Annotated in this window: 24 protein-coding genes and 1 pseudogene; 12 read left to right on the top strand and 13 right to left on the bottom strand. The window is 66.0% G+C overall.

Going from position 1 to position 19566, the window contains the following annotated elements:
• Positions 1–203: 203 nt before the first annotated feature.
• A complete protein-coding gene (rpsR, locus tag F7O44_RS15095; RefSeq protein WP_162451101.1) occupies positions 204–464 on the top strand; it encodes a 30S ribosomal protein S18 in 261 nt (86 codons plus the stop codon).
• Between the two features lie 16 nt (positions 465–480).
• Here rpsR and F7O44_RS15090 read toward each other — a convergent pair whose 3' ends face one another.
• Both F7O44_RS15090 and F7O44_RS29345 read right to left on the bottom strand, forming a co-directional pair.
• Complete coding sequence (locus F7O44_RS15090) at positions 481–1524, bottom strand: DUF368 domain-containing protein (protein ID WP_222851391.1); 1044 nt, start codon at positions 1522–1524, stop codon at positions 481–483.
• A gap of 113 nt (positions 1525–1637) precedes the next feature.
• The gene (locus F7O44_RS29345) at positions 1638–1811 is read right to left on the bottom strand and encodes a hypothetical protein (protein ID WP_174255938.1); all 174 of its coding nucleotides are present in this window, start codon (positions 1809–1811) and stop codon (positions 1638–1640) included.
• A gap of 193 nt (positions 1812–2004) precedes the next feature.
• Between F7O44_RS29345 and F7O44_RS15085 the strand changes: the two genes are divergently transcribed.
• Positions 2005–2409: a YjbQ family protein gene (locus F7O44_RS15085; protein WP_162451100.1), complete on the top strand. Its 405-nt coding sequence runs from the start codon at positions 2005–2007 to the stop codon at positions 2407–2409.
• A gap of 32 nt (positions 2410–2441) precedes the next feature.
• Here the strand turns inward: F7O44_RS15085 and F7O44_RS15080 are convergent, their stop codons facing one another.
• The gene (locus tag F7O44_RS15080) at positions 2442–3425 is read right to left on the bottom strand and encodes a sigma-70 family RNA polymerase sigma factor (RefSeq protein WP_246221116.1); all 984 of its coding nucleotides are present in this window, start codon (positions 3423–3425) and stop codon (positions 2442–2444) included.
• 133 nt (positions 3426–3558) lie between these two features.
• Between F7O44_RS15080 and F7O44_RS15075 the strand changes: the two genes are divergently transcribed.
• Positions 3559–3903 (top strand): DUF3140 domain-containing protein, encoded by a 345-nt coding sequence (locus tag F7O44_RS15075; RefSeq protein ID WP_162451099.1) that lies wholly within the window; start codon positions 3559–3561, stop codon positions 3901–3903.
• A gap of 33 nt (positions 3904–3936) precedes the next feature.
• On the opposite strand, the gene F7O44_RS15070 is transcribed toward F7O44_RS15075, so the two are convergent.
• Entirely contained in the window at positions 3937–4896 is a 960-nt protein-coding gene (locus tag F7O44_RS15070) for a LysR family transcriptional regulator (protein ID WP_162451098.1), read from the bottom strand.
• 124 nt (positions 4897–5020) lie between these two features.
• On the opposite strand from F7O44_RS15070, the gene F7O44_RS15065 reads away from it, so the two are divergent.
• Positions 5021–6277, top strand: coding sequence for a pyridoxal phosphate-dependent aminotransferase (locus F7O44_RS15065; RefSeq protein WP_162451097.1), 1257 nt, complete (start codon positions 5021–5023; stop codon positions 6275–6277).
• Here F7O44_RS15065 and F7O44_RS15060 read toward each other — a convergent pair.
• From F7O44_RS15060 to F7O44_RS15050, 3 genes and pseudogenes are all read right to left on the bottom strand, one after another.
• Positions 6274–6958: pseudogene (locus F7O44_RS15060) on the bottom strand (integrase core domain-containing protein). The gene F7O44_RS15065 and the pseudogene F7O44_RS15060 overlap by 4 nt on opposite strands.
• A gap of 18 nt (positions 6959–6976) precedes the next feature.
• On the bottom strand, positions 6977–7336 hold the full coding sequence (locus tag F7O44_RS15055; protein WP_162451096.1) for a nuclear transport factor 2 family protein: 360 nt from the start codon (positions 7334–7336) through the stop codon (positions 6977–6979).
• Complete coding sequence (locus F7O44_RS15050) at positions 7333–8220, bottom strand: NAD(P)-dependent oxidoreductase (RefSeq protein WP_162451095.1); 888 nt, start codon at positions 8218–8220, stop codon at positions 7333–7335. Before F7O44_RS15050 ends, F7O44_RS15055 begins: the two co-directional genes overlap by 4 nt.
• A 47-nt stretch (positions 8221–8267) precedes the next feature.
• On the opposite strand from F7O44_RS15050, the gene F7O44_RS15045 reads away from it, so the two are divergent.
• Positions 8268–8675, top strand: coding sequence for a MerR family transcriptional regulator (locus F7O44_RS15045; RefSeq protein WP_162451094.1), 408 nt, complete (start codon positions 8268–8270; stop codon positions 8673–8675).
• A gap of 131 nt (positions 8676–8806) precedes the next feature.
• Here F7O44_RS15045 and F7O44_RS15040 read toward each other — a convergent pair whose 3' ends face one another.
• A complete protein-coding gene (locus F7O44_RS15040) occupies positions 8807–9391 on the bottom strand; it encodes a TetR/AcrR family transcriptional regulator (RefSeq protein ID WP_162451093.1) in 585 nt (194 codons plus the stop codon).
• A gap of 86 nt (positions 9392–9477) precedes the next feature.
• Here F7O44_RS15040 and F7O44_RS15035 point away from each other — a divergent pair, with 86 nt between their 5' ends.
• Positions 9478–10155: an ANTAR domain-containing protein gene (locus tag F7O44_RS15035; RefSeq protein WP_162451092.1), complete on the top strand. Its 678-nt coding sequence runs from the start codon at positions 9478–9480 to the stop codon at positions 10153–10155.
• A 31-nt stretch (positions 10156–10186) separates the two neighbouring features.
• Here F7O44_RS15035 and F7O44_RS15030 read toward each other — a convergent pair whose 3' ends face one another.
• The 5 genes from F7O44_RS15030 to F7O44_RS15010 all read right to left on the bottom strand — a co-directional run bounded on the left by F7O44_RS15030 (position 10187) and on the right by F7O44_RS15010 (position 13732).
• Positions 10187–10810 carry a helix-turn-helix domain-containing protein gene (locus tag F7O44_RS15030; protein ID WP_162451091.1) on the bottom strand — a complete coding sequence of 208 codons (624 nt, stop codon included), beginning with the start codon at positions 10808–10810 and terminating at the stop codon, positions 10187–10189.
• Positions 10810–11490, bottom strand: a complete 681-nt coding sequence (locus F7O44_RS15025) for a helix-turn-helix domain-containing protein (protein WP_162451090.1) — start codon at positions 11488–11490, stop codon at positions 10810–10812. The genes F7O44_RS15030 and F7O44_RS15025 overlap by 1 nt, the downstream gene beginning before the upstream one ends.
• An 83-nt stretch (positions 11491–11573) precedes the next feature.
• Positions 11574–12623: a dihydrodipicolinate reductase gene (locus F7O44_RS15020; protein ID WP_162451089.1), complete on the bottom strand. Its 1050-nt coding sequence runs from the start codon at positions 12621–12623 to the stop codon at positions 11574–11576.
• A 54-nt stretch (positions 12624–12677) separates the two neighbouring features.
• Positions 12678–13145 carry a DUF4383 domain-containing protein gene (locus F7O44_RS15015; RefSeq protein ID WP_162451088.1) on the bottom strand — a complete coding sequence of 156 codons (468 nt, stop codon included), beginning with the start codon at positions 13143–13145 and terminating at the stop codon, positions 12678–12680.
• On the bottom strand, positions 13142–13732 hold the full coding sequence (locus F7O44_RS15010; RefSeq protein WP_222851390.1) for a DUF2231 domain-containing protein: 591 nt from the start codon (positions 13730–13732) through the stop codon (positions 13142–13144). Before F7O44_RS15010 ends, F7O44_RS15015 begins: the two co-directional genes overlap by 4 nt.
• Positions 13733–13805: 73 nt before the next feature.
• Between F7O44_RS15010 and F7O44_RS15005 the strand changes: the two genes are divergently transcribed.
• From F7O44_RS15005 to F7O44_RS14980, 6 genes are all read left to right on the top strand, one after another.
• The gene (locus F7O44_RS15005) at positions 13806–14807 is read left to right on the top strand and encodes a hypothetical protein (RefSeq protein WP_162451087.1); all 1002 of its coding nucleotides are present in this window, start codon (positions 13806–13808) and stop codon (positions 14805–14807) included.
• A 162-nt stretch (positions 14808–14969) separates the two neighbouring features.
• Positions 14970–15941, top strand: coding sequence for an ABC transporter ATP-binding protein (locus tag F7O44_RS15000; RefSeq protein ID WP_162451086.1), 972 nt, complete (start codon positions 14970–14972; stop codon positions 15939–15941).
• A gap of 5 nt (positions 15942–15946) precedes the next feature.
• Entirely contained in the window at positions 15947–16783 is an 837-nt protein-coding gene (locus F7O44_RS14995; RefSeq protein ID WP_162451085.1) for an ABC transporter permease subunit, read from the top strand.
• Between the two features lie 37 nt (positions 16784–16820).
• Complete coding sequence (locus tag F7O44_RS14990) at positions 16821–17732, top strand: ABC transporter ATP-binding protein (RefSeq protein WP_162451469.1); 912 nt, start codon at positions 16821–16823, stop codon at positions 17730–17732.
• Positions 17716–18621, top strand: a complete 906-nt coding sequence (locus F7O44_RS14985) for an ABC transporter permease (RefSeq protein WP_162451084.1) — start codon at positions 17716–17718, stop codon at positions 18619–18621. Before F7O44_RS14990 ends, F7O44_RS14985 begins: the two co-directional genes overlap by 17 nt.
• On the top strand, positions 18621–19538 hold the full coding sequence (locus F7O44_RS14980) for an ABC transporter ATP-binding protein (protein WP_162451083.1): 918 nt from the start codon (positions 18621–18623) through the stop codon (positions 19536–19538). The genes F7O44_RS14985 and F7O44_RS14980 overlap by 1 nt, the downstream gene beginning before the upstream one ends.
• Positions 19539–19566: the final 28 nt, after the last annotated feature.

Genomic DNA, 19566 nt, shown 5'->3' with positions numbered 1-19566 from the left:
CCCCGGACCGAGCGATTCACGCTACCTGTCGATCCATCCGACGAACTATCCGCCGGAAACACGTGACTGCCGGCCGATATCAGTGGGACAATCTGCGGATAATCCGCAACGCTATTCCCGTTGTTGAGAGGTATTCTCATTTACCGTAGACTCCTGCGCGACGCGGGAGCACCCGACCCAGAGCAGAACAGAAACGGAAGACCATGGCCAACCGCAAACAAGTCAAGCCGGACAAGCGATCCGCCCGTAAGCGCAAGAATCCACTGGATGTCGCCGGCATCACGTACGTCGACTACAAAGACGTGAACCTACTGCGTACGTTCATCTCCGACCGCGGCAAGATCCGTTCGCGCCGGGTCACGGGGCTGACTCCTCAGCAGCAGCGCGAGGTCGCCCGCGCCATCAAGAACGCCCGTGAAATGGCTCTGCTGCCCTACACCGAGGGGTCCCGCGGCCCGCGCTGAGCAAGCTCGCGCAGGCTCATTCGGTGCGCGAGGCGGTCCAGCGATGCTCGGCGATCAGGAACACGAGGACGACACCGAAGCCCAGCACAGCGAAACCCACGGCCGCGCCCAGATGATCACCCGGCGCTTGCAGCGCCCGGTCTGCCTCCTGCCAAGGCCACAGTGCGCGCAAGCAGCCGGCCATCACACCGGTCAACAGCACCAAAGTGAGCTTTCTCCGCTGCTCCAGCAGCCATTGCAGCAGTTTGACAAATGATGCCAGGCCGATCGCGGCGCCGAGCATGAACAGTCCAAGGTAGCCGAAATCGCGATCATTGACCGCGGAGAGTGTCTCCTCGTAGAGCCCGAATGTCAGCAGGATGAACGACCCCGACAAGCCGGGTAACACCAGCGCGGATACCGCCAGAGCGGCCGCGGCCAGGATGACCAACGGCGCCGGGTCCACATGTCCTGGCGGCAGGCTGACCACTACGAAGGCCAGCGCCGCGGCGGCCACCGCGAGTCCGGTGTCGCGCCACCTCCAACCCGGTTGTGCGCCAGACCGGATCTCGGCGGCCTCGTCCGGCGCTCCGCCGGCGTCCGGGGATGCGGCCGCCGAGGTCACCCGGGACGCATGAACCGCCCTGGAGAAAGGCACCCACAACGACGCGAGCACGAGGCCGAAGAAGAGAGCACGGCTCTGTACCGGGTTGTCCTCCACCCAGCCTTCGATCAGCCGGGCCATGATCACCAGTGCCGCGAACATCCCGATCAACAGCGGAGCCAGGACACTCCAGTTCACCCGGCCGAACTCCACGGCGGCCCGGGAGCGACCACGACCCCGCGGAATGTCAGCGACGGCCAGCCGCAGCCCGGACAGGAAGTGCCCGGCCGAGGTGATGATCGTCTCGTATACCCCGACCACCAGGGCCACCGTTCCGCCGCTGACCCCCGGAACCGTCTCGACCGTGCCGATGAGCGCACCGCGGATCACATTCACGCCGCGCGAACGCCATTCCGGCACGTTGGACGTGCGTCGATGCCGGGGACTCGAGCCGGGCGATCTCACATCATTGGGCACCGAGGCACCTTACCTGGCAAACCATGTTCAAAGGAGACGACCCTCACCCTATACAGCCGCCGGCACCGGGTTTGGTCATCATGTGCGCAGGTATCAAGGCGCCAGCAACACCGTCAAGAGCCGAGCGAGCGGCGGCCGGTCAACCGTCTGCGCTGAGAATCGTCGAGCATCAGATAGCCTGCCACCGGAACCCCGACCAAGACGAGCAGAATGAACCACGTCGGCAGGAGCCACCACGCCACCAGGACGCCGCCGGCGCCGATGAGGACCTTCGTACCTGTAGACATCGCTTGACCTTCCTTGTCCAGGGCCAGCGGCCCCTCTCTGACTCAACTATCGCTCACGACGACGCCCTTCCGCCTCGGGGACCGCCCTGATCTCTGCCCCGAGAAACCGAGTTGTGCAGGCAGGGGGTCGGCAGTCCCGCCCACGCCGCGAGGGTGGAGGACCGGCCTCGACGAGCGCGCCACAATGGTGGGTATGCAAAGCACAGTCATCGACCTGCACACTGGAACCGAACTGTTCACAGATGTCACCGACGAAGTACGGCGCTTCTGCGCCGGACGCGGCGACGGCCTGTGCCACGTCTTCGTGCCGCATGCCACGGCAGGGCTTGCGATCATCGAAACCGGCGCCGGCAGCGAACCAGACCTCTCCGACGCCATCGACCGGTTGCTCCCCCGTGAGGACATCTATCGGCATCAGCACGGAAGTCATGCCCACGGCCGCGATCATGTACTCCCGGCGTTCATCTCGCCGTCGTTGTCAGTCCCGATCCTCGACGGTAACCCGGCGCTGGGAACGTGGCAGAGTGTGGTGTTCGTCGACTCCAACGTCGACAACCAGCACCGTACGTTGCGCCTGTCTTTCGTGCCTGTCCCGTGACTATGCCGGCGGCGCCGCTGGGGGCCAACTGGTCAACCAGCCCACTCCAGCAATGGTTCGTGCCGGGCAGGGTCCCGTAACTCGGCGATCGCCTGCTTCTCGAGCTGGCGGATGCGCTCCTTGGTCAAGCCGACCCGCTCACCGACTTCCTGCAGGGAATGCTGTCTGCCGTCGTGCAGCCCGAAACGCAACGTGATGATCATTGCTTCTCGCGGCGCGAGCGTGTCTACGAGTGCGCGTAGTTCCTCGCCCAGCGCGCGGAACTCCACCACATCGGTGGCCTGCAGGACCTCGGTGTCCTCGATCAGGTCGCCGACACTGGCCTGGCCGTCGTCGCCGATCGGCATGTCCAGGCTGATCACGTCGCGGGAGAGCTTGCGTAGTTCCTCTACCCGCTCGAGCGACATCTCGGCGGCTGCGGCGACCTCCGCGGCAGTGGGCTGCCGGCCTAGGTCAACGGCCAGCTTGCGCTCCGAGCGCCCCAGCTTCGACAGGCTCTCCACCTGATAGGCGGGGAGCCGGATACTACGGGCCTTCTCAGTCCGGCCTCGCTCGATCGCCTGCCGGATCCACCACATCGCATAGGTGGAGAATTTGTAACCCTTCGCATAGTCGAACTTCTCGACCGCGCGGATCAACCCGAGGTTTCCGTCCTGGACCACATCCAGGAACGACAGTCCGGTATTGCGGTAGTACTTCCGTGCGGCCGAGACCACCAAGCGCAGGTTCGCGCGGATCATGTGGTCCTTGGCTGCCTCGCCATCGCGGACAATCGCCTCGAGTTCCGGACGCGGGTGCGGAGTGCTTCCACCGGCATCTGCCTGGTTGAGCAATTCCTGGGCATAAAGACCGGCCTCGATCCGCTTGGCGAGATCGACCTCTTCGGCGGCTGTCAGCAGCGAAGTGGCCGCGATCTGCTTCAGATACTGACCGACGAGGTCGTAGTCCTCGTCGGTGTGCCGCGGCTCGGCGCGGCGCGCCGCGGCGCCGTTTCCGTGCCCGTTCACCATGGCCATAAGTTCGATTCCCCTCAGAGAACATGAACTCTTGCTTCATTTCTACTACCCGTTACCGCCGCATGACATGTGAGCGTGCGGGTATTCCACCGTAGGAGCGAAGATCTCGATCAGGTGAAGTTGGTGACGCCACATGACCACACACAGATCGGCAGAGGTTGACGATCTTTGGAAGACCTTCCACCGCGTAGTGAACATGACGTCTCGAGAGCTGCGCGAGTGGCTTGGCGTCCAGCCGGACATCGCACCGCAACCGACGCACGAACGCTCGCCGCTCGGGCTCGCGGTCGCCGACATTCTGGCCAAGCGACGCGTCGATCTCACTGTCGAAGACCTGGCCGTCATGCAGAGGGTGGTCGACGTCGTCGAGGAAGAAGCCGCCGCGGCACCTCGGCGGGCTCAGGCGAATGATGAGCGCAGACGCCACCGCTTGATGAACGTCGGCCACGATCCGTTGCGTGCGGACGACCAGCGGTAATCTCCGGTCGTTGGCAGTTCAAGCCCGCGCCCCCTATTTCCGGAGTTCTCGGGTGTCGTCGCTGCCCAGCAGCGACGAGATCTCGTGCTGAACTTTCTCGGCGGCCTTGGTCAGAACCTGCAGGACGAACGCCACGGAAGGTCGGCGCAGGCTGGCTGAGCGCGCGACCGCATAGATCTCCCGCACCGGCCCGCCTTCCGGAATGCGCCGGAACCGGATGTCGGCCGTACCAAGCGTCAGCGTCAGTGACGGAACTGCCGCGATTCCCATCCCGCGGGCCACAAGGCTCAAGATGGTGCCTTGGCCTTCGAACTCCCAAGCCGTCGCCGGTGGCCCGCCGTGTGGCGCCAGAAGCCGCTCGACGCCTTCGCGGGAGGGTTCGCCGTGCGGCGCTACGATCCAGGCGTCGTCCAGCAACGTCGGCAGGTAAACCGACTGTTCGGGTGCGGCGATCTGATGGCGCCTCGGTACGGCGAGAACGAGCGGGTCGCGAAGCAGGTGATAGTGCTTGAGCCGACCACCGTGCACGTCCGGCGCACCTCCGGACCAACGCTCCACCAAAGCGATGTCGGCGTCCCCGGCGCTGACCCTTCCGAGGCCCACAGCCCCTGCCGCCTGCCGCAGCACCAGCTGCAGCTGACGGTGCGGCCGGGTGCCGGCGGCTAGTTTGGGAGCGAACGCCACTGCGGCTGTGGGAAAGGCGGTGACGCTGACCTGGCCGGAGACATCTCCAGCCACCGCGGCCAGGGCCGACTCCGCGGCTTCGACGCTGGAGAGAATTTGATCAGCATGTTCGACGAGGAGCCGGCCGGCGTCGGTGAGCTCGGCACTTCGTGCGCTGCGATCAAGGAGCGGCGCGCCGACCTCGCGTTCGAGCGTGGACAGCTGCTGTGAGACAGCGGAGGCCGTGTATCCGAGGGACTGTGCCGTAGCGGCAATGGTCCCGTGGCGGGCGAATTCTCTCAAGACCAGCAGGCGCTGCACATCGAGCATAAGAATAGCTTAATCTATACGCAAAAAAGATTCGCTTGTATCGATGCTCAGATCCATGCAGGCTGGTTGCTGTAGACCACAGTTTGGTCACAACCGGACCCGCAACGATCTTGGAGAGCACCGTATGTCCGTCCCAGTGTCAGCGACACTAGCCATCAACGAAGCTCTGGCGGAACGGCAACGTGCGGGCCTACCGGTTCTCCCGCTCGGATTCGGTGAAGCAGGTTTGCCGGTTCATCCGGCCTTGCGAGCAGCTCTGTCAGCCGAAGGACACCGCAACGGATACGGTCCGGTAGCCGGCCTCGCGAGCCTGCGCACGGCCGCCGCCGGATACTGGATGCGCCGCGGCCTGCCGACGGATCCTGGCCTCGTGGTCGCCGGCCCCGGAAGCAAACCGCTGCTTTACAGCCTCCTGCACAGTCTCGGCGGCGACGTAGCCGTTGCGGCGCCGAGTTGGGTCAGCTACGCGACTCAGGCTCACCTGACCGGCCACACCCCCATTCATGTGCCCGTGGCACCCGGCCAGGGCGGTGTTCCACAGCCGGAGTTACTTGAGACGACCGTGATCCAAGCCCGCAAGCTGGGTCGCGACGTGCGAGCCGTCGTCGTCACCACGCCCGACAACCCCACGGGCACCGTGCCGTCGCGGGCCGCCGTCGCACGCGTGGCAGAGGTCGCCCGGGACCTCGATCTGACGATCATTTCCGATGAGATCTACCGCGATCTCGTCCACGATTCGCACACCACGGTGCACAGCGCCGCGGAGTTCGCCCCGGAACGCACCATCGTCACCACTGGGCTGAGCAAGAATCTCGCGCTGGGTGGTTGGCGCCTCGGGCTGGCCCGGTTTCCCGACAGCCTCATCGGGCACCGGCTTTACGCCGCGGTGGTAGGCGTCGCCAGCGAGATCTGGTCCAGCCCCGCCGCGCCGATCCAGCACGCCGCCGCCTACGCGTTCGACGAACCGGAAGAGCTGACCGAACGCATCGACCAGAGCCGCCGCCTGCACGGCGCGGTCGCACGTGCGGTCGCCGACCGGCTGCACTCGGCCGGAGTCACGGTTCCTCGGCCGCAAGCGGGCTTCTATCTGTATCCCGACTTCGAACCGGTCTCCGAGCGGCTAGCCCGGCATCATGTTCTGACCGGGCCGGACCTCACCCAGTTGCTCCTGGAGCGATACGGGATGGGCACGGTGCCCGCGGCAGAGTTCGAGGGTGGAGACAAAGCTCTGCGGCTACGTCTGGCCACCAGCCTCCTCTACGGCCAGAGCGAGCCGGAACGGATGGCGGCGCTGACGTCGCCGGAACCCACCGAACTCCCCTGGATCCGGGAACATCTCCGGCGACTCGAGTACGTCCTCGAAGACGTTCTGGAGTCCTAGTTATATGAGGGCTGGACGTTGGTGACACCTTTCGGGAGTCGTGAGGCTGGCGGTTGACCACCCGCTCCGCTGTGCGGCCGGTGGTAGTTGTAGTGGATGTTCCAAACGCTGAGCGAAGCGGCGCGTTCATCCTCGCTGGTGAACTCGCGGGCGTAGAGGACCTCCTCGGCCAATATCCGCTGGTAGCGCTCCACCTTCCCGTTGTGTCGGGGCGTGTACGGCCTGGTCCTCTTGTGCCGGGTTCGCCCGCCGACGATGCGGGCGAAGTCTCCTGATCGGTAACAGGCACCGTTGTCGCCTGCTCGCTGCCGCGGCCGTGGACGCGCCAGCCACCACCGTCGGGAATCCGGGTCAGGTGCCTGGTGACGGTGCGACGGTTGATGCTGATCCCGACATCGGCGAGTTCGTCGGTGATCCGCCGAGCGGACCACTTGTGCTCGCGTCTCCAGGTCTCGATCTGCTCGATGACCCACGAAGAAGTCGCCGTCGGGCTGGCGTGCGGCGCTGACGAGTGGTCGTGGAGTCCAGCGTCACCGTAGCGGCGCCACCGGTTGCCCCACTTCGACGCGCAGGCACGCGAGATGCCCATCTCCGTGGCCACGTGAGCAATGGGGCGCGTCTTGCAACGCTCGATGAGCCGTCGGCGTCCTTCCAGCTGAGCGGAGCATTCGGATGACTCAAGACCTTGTCCCTCATCATCTAGTCGAAGAAGCCGTAGATCTTGCTGATTCGGCCCCGCTCGATCACCACGACGTCCCCGCCCGAGGCTGCCGGTGGGCCGCCGGTCGGGCCGAAGCTCCAGCCGAAGTGCGCGACATCGTGGTGGCTGCGCACCTCACCGAGAACGAAGACGAAGTCGGGGAACTGTTCCTGCCAGCCTGCGACATAGGTGTCGATCGCTGACCTGCCCTGGGCCGAGGTGTTGGGGTCGACGTAGTACGCGTCGGGGGTGAAGACCTCGTCACTGATCGTCTGTCTGGTTTGCGGGTTCCGCTCGTTCCACACCGAGATGTACGCCCCCAACAGGTCGGTGACGGTGTCGCCTTTCTCGCCCGTCATGAGGTCCTCGACTCCTGGGTGAACTGCTCGATCAGAACGGGGTAGCTGTGTCCTGCCTGGCCGGCGGTGATCGCCTGATCCACCAGCGCCTTGAACAGCCTCGGGAGGTCCGCGTTGACGGCCAATCTCTCGCTCTCCTCGATTAGGTGGGCCATTCCGCCCGCATGGGTGGCGAGCGTCGCGTCGTCGGGTGGGTAGGTGCCACTGTCGACCTGGTCGGCATAACCGGCCAGCCACCCGACCGTTCCCTGCGCCATCTGCACCGCGAACGGCGTGTAGGTGGACGCGTCGACGCCGGCGGTGCCGAGCAGGGCCACGCCATGGAGCCAGGCGTTCAGGACGCCCCACATCATGCTCAGGCCGGCGACGTCGTACAGAGCAGACAAGCCGTGGTCCTCACCGAGATAGGTGGCGGTTCCGAGCGCGGCGAGGGTGGACTGGTGCGTCTTGAAGGCGGTCTTCGAGCCACTCAGCAGGATCACTGCCTCGTCGGTGCCGATGGTCGGCGGGACGGCCATGATCGCACCGTCGAGATAGTAGGCACCTCGTTGCTCGGTCCATCGGGCCATCTCGCGGGCCTGCGCCGAGTCGCCCGACGTCAGGTTGACCAGGAGTCGACCGTCGAGCTCGTCGGCGACTGGGGCGAACGCTTGCTGGAGTGACTTGTAGTCAGAGACACAAGTGATGGTCACCGGGCTGGCATTGACCGCAATGTTGACTGAGTCGGCAAGCCGTGCCCCCTGAGCCACCAGGTCCTCTGCTTTGGCGGACGTGCGGTTCCACACGGTGATCTGGTGTCCCACTTTGAGCAACGCGCCCGCTAGCGCCCTGCCCATGAGACCTAGGCCGATGAGTGTCACGTCAGAATCCGTTTGGGAAGACATAGCAGCATGGTGAACGTTCATACCGGTGTGAAGGTCAAGGAGGAACGGTGCATATCGGAGAATTGAGCCGCCGGACTGAGGTCAACGCCCATCAGTTGAGATACTACGAAGCACAAGGCCTGTTAGCGCCGGACCGCACCGGGGCCGGATACCGGGTGTACGACCAGGCGGACGTCGTCAAGGTGAAGCAGATCCGGCACCTCCTCAACGCCGGACTGTCGACCGAGGACATCGCCTACCTGTTGCCGTGTGCAACCGGCGAAGCCCCCGAACTCGTCGGCTGCCCAGAGCTGCTGACAGCCATGCGAACCCGGCTGCGCCGCTTGGACGACCAGGTAGACACGCTGACCCGCTCCCGAGAGGCGTTGGCCCACTACATCGACGAAGCCGCACGAATCGGCGGCGAGACCTATGGCCCCTTCGGTGCGACTGCGCAGGAGCCAAACCCCGCCTGAGCAGGCCGACAGACCCGGCCATCGACCCGCATCCGACGTCGTCAACGTCCTGTCCCGCAACACCTAGTGTCATAACGCTCATGCCGGGGACCGCGAGCGTAGGTGTCGCGGGCCGGGATCCCGCGTCCACGTCACTGGCGGTACTGGTCGATCAGGGATCGAGCCATCGAACGCGCGCGATGAGCGGCCTGGGTATCGCCTTCCATCGCCGAAATGATGGACCCTTTCATCAGGATGTGCCACGACCGGGCGAACTCGTCCGGCTGGCTTAGCCCGGCCTGCTGGGCACGCTCCCGGACAATAGAGCGAATGTTGTCGAGGTACCCAATGCTGGCCCGGCCGGCCGGGTGGTCGGGCCCCATTTCGAGCAGCACGTTCACGAACGAACACCCGTCGAAGTCTTTGTGGTTGAACCAGTCGTGAAAGACGTCGAAGATCGCGAGCAAGCGCTCAAGCGGGTTGCTTCCACGCTCTTCCGAGCCCTGTTTGACCAACGCGATGGTCCAGTCCCGCTCGCGCCGCTCGAGAAAGGCCAGAGCGAGATGGTCTTTGCTCGGGAAATGCCGGTAGAACGTGGCCTTGGCCACGCCCGCAGTACCGATGACCTCGTCCACACCGACGTCTCGTAGCCCGCGCCTGGAGAAGAGATCATATGCCGCGGCCAAGATCCGCTCCCGAGCGCCGACCACCGCGTCGCCACCTACCCTGTTGACCATATCCATTCAAATCTACGGGTTGACAGACATCGCTGTCCACGCTAAACAGACAGAACCGTCTGTCTAGATACGATCGAGGTGTCCCCGTGCACCATTCGCTGTCGGTCGAACTCGCAGCGCTCGCCAGGGAACTCCATTCCGACCTAGACGTCACACAGACGCTCCAGGCCATCCTTCAGCATGCTCCGACCATCACCGGCTGCGACCACGCCAGCGTGATCCTCGGAGATGGGCAGCCCTACGAGGTCACGTCGGCCACTGATCGGCAGGCCGAACGGGCCGATAGGTTTCAACTCGAGATCGGCGAAGGCCCCAGCGTCACGGCGATGACGGCGCGGTTGCCGGTGGTCGTGGCGGACATTCCCGGCGAGACTCGCTGGAGCCGGTGGACGACGGAGGCGGCGCAGCTCGGACTCCAAGGTGCGGTATCGCTGCGGCTGGGCACGCATCGCTCCAGCCTCGGTGCGTTGAGTTTGTATTCGTCTCACACGGACTGGGTCCAGCATGACCAGATCGACTCGGCAAGGCTGTGTGCCCGGCTCGCGTCGGTGGCCGTGGCGTCAACCCAGCGGATCTCGGCCCTGAGGCGCGCCGTGGACGACCGCACGGTCGTCGGTCAGGCACAGGGCATTTTGCAGGAACGCCACGGCATCGATACCGAGAAGGCGTTCACCGTGCTGACCGCCTACGCCAGGCGCCGGCGGATCGACGTGAGCGACGCAGCCGAAGAGATCATCTCGGGGCGAGGACACGCCGACGCGTGAGTAGCTTCCGGTGCGGGGTGTGCCCGGGCTGTCACGACGGGGGAGTGACAACCCAGAAGGTCGTCACCGGCCGATCGCCGAGCGCTCTCGTGCGGTGTGGCAGACGGCTCGAGAAATAGATGCTGTCCCCTTCCTCGAGCACGTACGGGACGTCGTCCACCGTGACCTCGTAGGTGCCCGCGAGCACCAGGCCGAACTCCTCTCCACGATGTGTATACGTCTCGTGGCCGTACCCTTCGCCGGGTTGGAGGACGCTCAATGTCACCTCGATCCTGCGGTTGAGGTCTGGCGTCAGCAGGGAGATGTCCGTGGTGGAGCCGGGATACCGGCGGACCTTGCGCTGATCTCGACGGACGATCGCCGCCTCGCCCGGCACCGGCTTCGAGTTTCCAGGCTGTACCGGAAGCGGATCGTCGTCGAGCAGTGCCCAGACCGGAATGTCTAGTACAGCGCAGATTCGCTTCAGCGTCCCCAGGGAGGCCGCGGACTGCCCCAGCTCGAGCTGACTGATGAAGCTTCTGGACAACCCCGCGCGCTCACCGATGTACTGCAGGCTGAACCGTCGCTCCGTCCGGGCCGCGCGTAGCCGCCGGCCGAGCTCGAGACGGCGCCGGCCGTCCTGATCTCCGGAAACCCCGCTCCTGTTCGCCGACATCAGAACGCCGGCGGGGTCGCGATCCATACGGCCCGGACCGGATGCGGTCCGATCGCCCGGACCCGGTAGGCGCCGTCAGCGGTGAAATAGATGCTGTCACCAGGCTCCAGAAGATGAGTCACCTCACCCACCTCGATCTCACACGATCCCTCGAGGATCAGCGCGAACTCCTCGTGCGCTGCCTTCGGGCGGCGGACCTCGTGCCAACTGCCTGGCGCGTCGACGCTCAACGTCGCCTCGAAGGCTCTCTGCAGATCAGGGGTGAGCAGCTCCATCGGCTGGCGGCCTCCGGGATAAGCGAGCGACTTTCTGCCGGATTTGCGCACGACATGAACGCTGCGATCCAGGCCATGCGAATCGGCAGGTACGTCCGTGGCGGCAGCCGGGCGGACGGAGCGGTCTTGTTCTTCATCGACAAGCAGCCGGGCCGACGTGGAGAGTACCGAGCTGATCTGTTCCAACGTGCCGACGGAAGGCGCGGCCTTGCCGATCTCGACCTGGCTGAGAAAACTCTTGGACAGGCCCGTTCGGTCGGCGACGTTCTGCAACGTGAGGCCCAGCTCGGTGCGCCGGGCCCGCACCCGGGCCCCGACCGTCTCCCGGTCGTGATCCTGGAGTGAATCCGGCATCCGGGCCGGCGGGCGGTCGCGACCAGCCTCCGAAGCGTCGTCGTCCGGCATCGGCGCACCTCCCCCAGCATTCAGGTCACGAAGCAGGTGATTCTACAGTTCTCACCGATCGCAACAGCAGCTGTTCGCCCGGCTCACATGTTGACCGGCGCGGCTGGGATCTCGTCCACGGTGCGCAGACCGGGTGGCGCGATCCGGACCCGCCCGAGCGAGTTGACGACCACGGCCGCGGTGGCGGAGTCACCATGCAGACCGCGAATGACCGACTCGAGCCCAGGTTCGCCGTCGAGCGTCACCGTGTCCCTCGGGTCATCGAGTCCGACTGCCATCTGCAGATGGAGGCGGACCAGGGTGACGCCGTCCCGCTGGCCGAGTACCAGCTGGTCAATGCCTAGCACCCGCCCTTCTTCTATGACTCCCGACCCCAACGGCACCGGGGCTCGGGCCACGATCGGGTCCAATGTCTCAGTGACGGCAGTGCATCCCAAGTTCAGTGCGCGGTCGATGATCCATGCCGATTCGGGCAACCCGACATGGCGAATCGCGCCCTCACGGACCCGCTCGGCGAACTCAGCCTCGCTCAACCCCGCACCCACCTTCCGCTGCAACGGCAGCCGCCGCTGGCCGGCGTCTTGCACCCGGTGCACGCTGACGGCCCGGACCGACCGCTGCGACGCGGCGAGCACGACGGGCAGATAATCCATCGAGTACCCAGGGTTGACCCCGGTGCCGAGTAACACGACGTTGTTGAGCTGCGCGGTTCGGTCCAAAGAAGCCGCTAGCTCCGGCTGGATGGCCCACGGGTTGGCCAGCTCCTCACACGTCGAGACGACATGGAAGCCAGCCTGCATCAACGATGTCAGCACCGGAGCCACGCGCTCGAGCGACGACCCGGCACAGTGGATGGCAACCGCGCCGGACGACACCGGCCCGACCTCGGTGATCGTCTCGACAACGCGCACCGAGTTCGAGGCGACCTCGGCCCCCAGCACGTCGTTGACGGTCCGCCCCGTCAGGTCCGGGTTGATGTCGACGGCACCGGCCGTGCGGTATCGGCTACGGCCGGCCATGAAATCCAGCACCTGCCGGCCGATGGGCCCGAGCCCTACGTGCACGACATCGATCACCGGGCCATCGGCCGGGTAGTCCTCAGCAACAGGTGGTGCGGCGCTCGTGGAAGTCATATCGGGACGGTATGGCAACACTGGACAAGTCGTCAAGTATTAGTTGACAGGCGCCTAGTCGGCAGGCTCGCTCTTCCGGATCCGCTGTGCGGGTAGGAATCCGAGCAGCACCATGAGGACGCCGATTCCCAGATGCAGCCAGTTGGACGCCTCGTTCACCGACAACACGTTCTCCTCAGCCGTGTGGTCGATGGCCACCCCGAATGCGAACATCGCCAGGTAGACCAATCCCCCGGCGAACAAGTACACCCGCGCCGCGCGCCTGAAACGAGCCATGATCAGCCCCGCGCCACCGACGATCAGGTGGACGAGATTGAGCAGGCCGGAAACCGCGAACGTGCCGAACAGCGTGGCCCCGGAGTCCGGTCCGGTGAACTCCAGATCCCCGAACCCGCTCGTGGCGCCCGGAACGAATCCCAGGACACCCACGATGAGCAAGGCCACGGCCATGACGTAGGCGGCGATCCGCACCGGGCTGCTGACCGGCCCCGGGCCATTCGGAACCTCGGGCGCGGGAGTCATGGCGTCTCATCTCCCTCGAAGACCGGGTGACGGGCACCGACCTTCCTGGCCAGCGTCAAATGTGCGCCGAGATATCCGGCGCCCGCCGACACGAGACCACCGGCCAAGCCGAGAGACACGCCCCCGGCGTGCCGGCCCCGCCGGCGCGCGATCCATGATGCGCCATAGAGACCGAGGGCGACAGTGTTGCCGGCGGCATGCAGGAATCCGACGCGCTTTTCCTCCGCATCAGTTCGCGCCCACTCCGCCACGCCGGTCAAAGCCGTCGGCACCGCACCGACCACACCCACCGCAACCAGCCGCCGGCTGGCCACCCGCGCCTTGCGGCCGCCGAGCAGGTCGAGCAGCATGCTGGACATCCAGGCGCCCAGCGGCAGATCGGTCAGCACGGGATGCGCGGCGTGCCCGAGCCATTTTCCGGTCAGCACATCGTGCCGGCGCTGGTCCGCGACCAGAGCGCGCGCTAGTGAATGGGCAGGCTCGTGGATCTTGTCCAGGACCTGCGCATGTTCGGCCCGCAGGGCCAGTCGCACCGGTAGAGGCAACTCTGTATCCGCTCCGGCATCATTGCTCATCTGCTCGGTCATGTCTGGTCGATACCCGCGGCCGGACAGTCCATGCTGGAAGTCACCATGTTGGAACGAAAGCGAGCGTGCGGCCATGCGGAGCGAAGATGCGGCCTTGGACATCGCCGAGGCCTCGGCCCGGCTATACAGCGCTCCGTTGCCCGAGTTCGTCGCCACCCGCGATGCGCTGGCTAAAGAGGTCACCGACAAAGCGGCGGCGAAACGGATTCGCGGCCTGCGCAAGCCGACGGTGCCGGCATGGCTGGCCAACCAGCTCGCCCGGAGACATCCCGATGACATGGAGACGCTCGTTCGGACCGGCGACGAGATGCGCGCGGCCACGGCCAACCGCGACGGCCGCCGGCTGCGCGAACTGAGCGCCGAAGGCCGGCAGATCGTCGGCACGCTGGTTCAGCATGCCCGCCGTATCGCCGACGAGACTGGCCAGGCGGTCAGCGGCGATGCGGCCGAAGCTCTGGAGACCACGCTGCACGCGGCTATGGCTGATCCAGGCGCTGCTCAAGTAGTGCTGACCGGCCGCCTGGCCCGTCCTCTCGGACATGCGGGGTTCGGAGCCGCGGACGTCGCGGGCGACCCGGTGGACACGATGTCTCCCGCCCGGCCCGAACCGGACCCGTCAGCCCCACCGTCAGCGGACGTCCAGGGCACGGATGGGGTCGAGACTGCCGTCGGCACCACCGATCAGAGTCCAGGGCTGGTCCAGGCCTCGGCGGATGTCGCGGCCGCCGAGGCCGTCGTCGATCAACGCACTGCCGAACGTCTGGAAGCCGCCCGCCGTCTCGACGAGGCACAGCAAGCGCGGGAAGATGCGCGGGACGACGCGGAAACCGCACGGCGCACGGCCGACGAGGCCCGCGACGAACTCGAGCGGATCCGGCTCGAGTTCGAGGAGGCTCAGCGTGTGTTCGAAGCCGCGCAGACCGAGCTGGAGCAGGCCGAGGCAGAGTCCGAGCGCGCCGGAAGCGAGGCACGGGCAGCCGAGCACGAGCTCCAGGCTCGTGAGGCAGAGCTGAACCAGGCCCGCCGCGCAGCGGACGAGGCCCGCGAACGCCGCCGGCGCGCTGCCACCGACTAGCTGGTCTCCGGCCGGTAGGTCGTCACTCCGGGCAGACCCCGAGATGACCCTGAAACTGGCCCTGGAGTGCCCCTTGAAAGGGTTATACGCAAGTCAGCGGAGCCCTAACGTGACGGATGACGAAGCCATTCCGCATCCGTTCGACACCCGAGGACAGGGCTCATGATCACTGCACGCGGCCTCACCAAACGCTACGGAGACACCACCGCCGTCGACGCCATCGATTTCACCGTCAAGCCAGGCTCGGTGACCGGCTTCCTGGGCCCGAACGGAGCCGGAAAGTCAACCACCATGCGCATGGTGACGGGCCTCGACCATCCCACCAGCGGCACCGTGACGGTGAACGGACGCAGCTACCGCGACCATCCCGCGCCGCTTCACGAAGTGGGCTGCCTCCTCGAAGCGAAAGCGATCCACGGCGGCCGCAGCGCCTACAACCATCTGCTCTGGCTGGCGAAGAGCAACGGGATCTCCAGGGGCCGGGTAGACGAGGTGATCGGGCTGGTCGGTTTGGAAGATGTCGCACACAAGCGCGCCGGCGCGTTCTCGCTCGGAATGGGCCAGCGTCTCGGTATCGCCGCCGCTCTGCTGGGCGATCCGGGCGTCCTGCTCTTCGACGAACCGGTCAACGGTCTCGACCCGGAAGGTATCCGCTGGATCCGCACCTTGATCCGCAACCTGGCCGCCGACGGCCGGACCGTCTTCGTCTCCAGCCACCTCATGTCGGAGATGGCGCTCACCGCGGACCACCTGCTCGTGATCGGCCGGGGGAAGATTCTGGCGGACACCAACATGGCGGATTTCATCGCGCGAAACTCGACCGAGCATGTGCTCGTGCGCTCGCCGCATGCGGCGAGGCTCACCGCCGAGCTTCGAGCCAAGGGCTGGCAGGTCGAAGCCGCCGACGACAACGCTCTGACCGTCTACGGGGCAAGCATGGAGCAGATCGGGGACGTGGCCGGCTCCCATGGCCTTTTCCTGTACGAGCTGCGCCAGGTCCAGGCGTCTCTCGAAGAGGCCTTCATGCGTCTCACCGCGGACAGCGTCGAGTTCCACGCGGGTAGGCCCGCCGAACCCGCGCCGGCCCCGGCCACAGCCGGTTCCCCCGCAAACCTGACTACGGCCGGAGTGTGAGCCACATGACCACGACACTTCTCGAAACGCCGGCGCCGGATCAGCACCCCACCGCCGCCGCGCCGGAACGCGCACACCTTCCTTTCAGACAGATCCTGAGCGCCGAGTGGATCAAAATCCGCACGGTGCGTTCCACCGCATGGACACTGGCCGGACTGGTCGTGGTGAGCGTCGGCCTGACCGCCCTGGCGTGCATGCTAGCCGCCGGCGAGATCGCCGCTGAGGGTTCACGGGAACCGGTCGGCCCATACGTCCTGTGGGGCCTGCTGTTCGGCCAGATCGCGGCGCTGGTCCTGGGCATCCTGGCCGCCACCTCCGAGTATTCGAGCGGCATGATCCGAACCACGCTCGCGGCCGTCCCGCGGCGGGGATCGGTACTGGCAGCCAAGTCTGTCGTCCTCGGCTCCATCCTGCTTGTGGTCGGCTTCATCACCGCCCTGACCAGTTTCGTGGCCGGCAATTTCTTCTTCAGCCGTGAAGGCATCGGGCTGGCGTTCGACGATCCCGGGGTGCTGCGTGCCATCGTCGGCGGCGGCCTGTACTTCGCCGTACTCGGCATCTTCGGCGTGGCGCTCGGAATCGTGATGCGGCACACGGCAGGCGCCGTCACCGTCGGCATCGCGCTGATCTTCGTCGTCGGCGGTCTGGTGGGGTTGATTCCCGGTGCCATCGGTGAGTGGCTGAACAAACTCATGCCCGGCAATGCCGGGTCTTCCGTCGCCAACGTCGAGATGTTCGACCCGAACCTGCTGGACCCCTGGGTGGGGTTCGCTGTGTTCTGCGGCGAGACGGGCCTCCTGCTGGCCGTAGCCGCGTTGCTCTTCTCCCGGCGCGACGCCTGAGCGCCACCACAACCGCGATAGCGTGACCACCGTGCCTATGATCACCACAGATCAACTCACCAAGCGGTACCCAGGGACAACCGCCCTGGACCGGCTCACCGTGGAGATCGAACCAGGAGTTGTCGGACTGGTCGGCGCCAACGGCGCCGGAAAGTCCACACTCATCAAGATCTTGCTCGGCTTGACCGACGCGACGTCGGGGCGGGGCAGCATGCTCGGTCTCGATGTCGCCACCGACGGATGGAAGATCCGCGAGCGAGTGGGCTACATGCCCGAGCATGATTGCCTGCCCGGCGACGTCTCCGCCACCGAGTTCGTGGTTCACATGGCGCGTATGTCCGGTCTTCCGGCCAACGCCGCCCGGGAGCGCGCGGCCGACACGCTGCGCCACGTCGGCCTGTACGAGGAGCGCTACCGTCCGATCGGCGGCTATTCGACCGGCATGAAGCAGCGGGTCAAGCTCGCTCAAACGCTGGTCCACGACCCCGACCTGGTGCTGCTCGACGAGCCCACGAATGGCCTGGATCCGGTGGGACGCGATGAGATGCTCGCACTCATCCGCCGGATCCGTACCGACTTCGGCATCTCGGTCCTCGTCACGTCCCACCTGCTCGGCGAACTCGAACGCATCTGCGACCACGTGGTCATCATCGATGCCGGGGTCTTGTTGCGCTCGTCATCGACCGCCGAGTTCACTCAGGCCAGCCAGAAGCTCGCGCTCGAGGTAACCGACCACGCGGCGGCCGTGGCCGATACCCTCGCCCGCGTCGGCCTGGAGGTCGAGCGCGATGGCCAGCTCCTCGTCGTCGGGCTGACCAGTGAGGACACCTACGACGTCGTCCGCGACACGGTAGCGCGGCTCGGCGCCGGTCTGGTCCGGCTGCAACCCCGGCGGCACAAGATCGCCGAGGTCTTCGAAGGGAACGCCGCTGATGAATCCACCGTCTGAGTCGCCTACCGGCGTCATCCACGACATCGGCTATCGCGGCTACGAGGGCCCACGGCTGGGCCGGCGTGCCGTCGCGCGGGCTCTGTTCGTGCACAGCCTGCGCGGTGTCTTCGGGCTCGGCCGCTCGGGGCGGTCAAAGGTGTTGCCGATCGGGATGTTCGTCCTGATGTGCCTGCCCGCCGTGGTCCTGGCCACCGTGACCGTGGTCGGCGCCGGCCAAGGGGTGGTCACCCAGCCTCCGCTGGCATACAGCAGCTACGCGATGGTGATGCAGGCCGCGATCGCCATCTTCCTCGCTACCCAAGCGCCGCAGGCTGTCTCGCTCGACCTGCGCTTCAACACCGTACCGCTCTACTTCTCCCGCCCCTTGGAGAGGATCGACTACGTCACCGCCAAGTACGCGGCGCTGGCGGCCGGCGTGTTCATCCTGCTGGCCGTGCCGATCATTGTCATGTACGCCGGGGCGCTGCTGGCGGAGTTCTCGTTCGGCGGCGAGACCTCGGACGTTGCCGTCGCACTCGGCGGTGCTGTCCTGTACTCGCTCGTGTTGTCCGGCTTGTGCCTGCTGATCGCGTCGACGACGTCGCGACGCGGCTTCGGGGTCGCCGCGATCATCACGGTACTGGCCCTGAGCTACACCGTCGTCACCGTGCTGCAGGGCATTGTCGGGCACGGCCAGAACGACATGGCCACTGCCGGCTGGCTCGGCCTGTTCTCCCCCATGACACTGGTTGATGGAGTCCAGGCATGGGCCCTCGGCGCTGATCCGTCGACCATCGCCGGCCCACCCAACGACGTCGCGGGGATCGTCTTCTGCCTGGTAGCGCTCGCAGTGATCGCCGGTTGCTTCCGCTTACTGGTCTTCCGCTACCGAAAGGTGAAGCTCTGATGGCCACGCTGATGATCAACGGGGTCTCGCGCTGGTTCGGCAACGTCGTTGCCGTCAACGACATCACCATGACCATCGGGCCGGGCATCACCGGACTGCTAGGTCCGAACGGTGCCGGCAAATCGACGCTGATCAACATGCTCGGCGGGTTCCTGCCACCGTCCACCGGCACCGTCACTCTCGACGACGAACCCACCTGGAAGAACCCGGGCATCTACCGCACGATCGGCCTCGTGCCCGAGCGGGAGACGGTCTACGACTTCCTGACCGGTTGGGACTTCGTGCTCGCCAACGCCGAGTTGCACGGCCTCGAGCACCCAGCCGAAGCGACCCGCAAAGCGCTCGGCACGGTCGCGATGGAGTACGCACAGGAACGCAAGATCGGTGAGTACTCCAAAGGCATGAAACAACGGGTCAAGATGGCATCCGCCCTGGTGCACGACCCTTCGGTGCTGTTGCTGGACGAACCGTTCAACGGGATGGATCCGCGGCAACGCCTGCACCTGATGGACCTGCTGCGGGCCATGGGGGCCGACGGCCGGACGGTCCTGTTCAGCTCACACATCCTCGAAGAGGTGGAACAGCTGGCGCACCACATCGAGGTGGTCGTGGCCGGGCGGCACGCCGCGTCGGGCGACTACCGGGAGATCCGCCGGCTGATGACCGACCGGCCGCACCAGTACCTGATCCGTTCCAGCGACGACCGCGCGCTCGCTTCGGCGCTCATCGCCGACGGCAGCACCGAAGGCGTGTCTCTCGACACCACGGAAAAAGTGCTGAACGTGCAAGCGACCGAGTTCCTCCGCTTCGCCGAACTGCTGCCGCGGGTCGCTCGCGATGCCGGTGTGCGGCTCTTCGAGGTCACCCCGTCCGACGAGTCGCTCGAAAGCGTCTTCGCATACCTGGTCCGGAACTAAGAGGTGGCGCTGAAGTGAACCCCACGAT

This window comes from Phytoactinopolyspora mesophila (assembly GCF_010122465.1).
In the GTDB taxonomy this organism is placed as follows: Bacteria; Actinomycetota; Actinomycetes; order Jiangellales; family Jiangellaceae; genus Phytoactinopolyspora; species Phytoactinopolyspora mesophila.
This window is presented reverse-complemented; position numbering and strand designations above follow the sequence as displayed.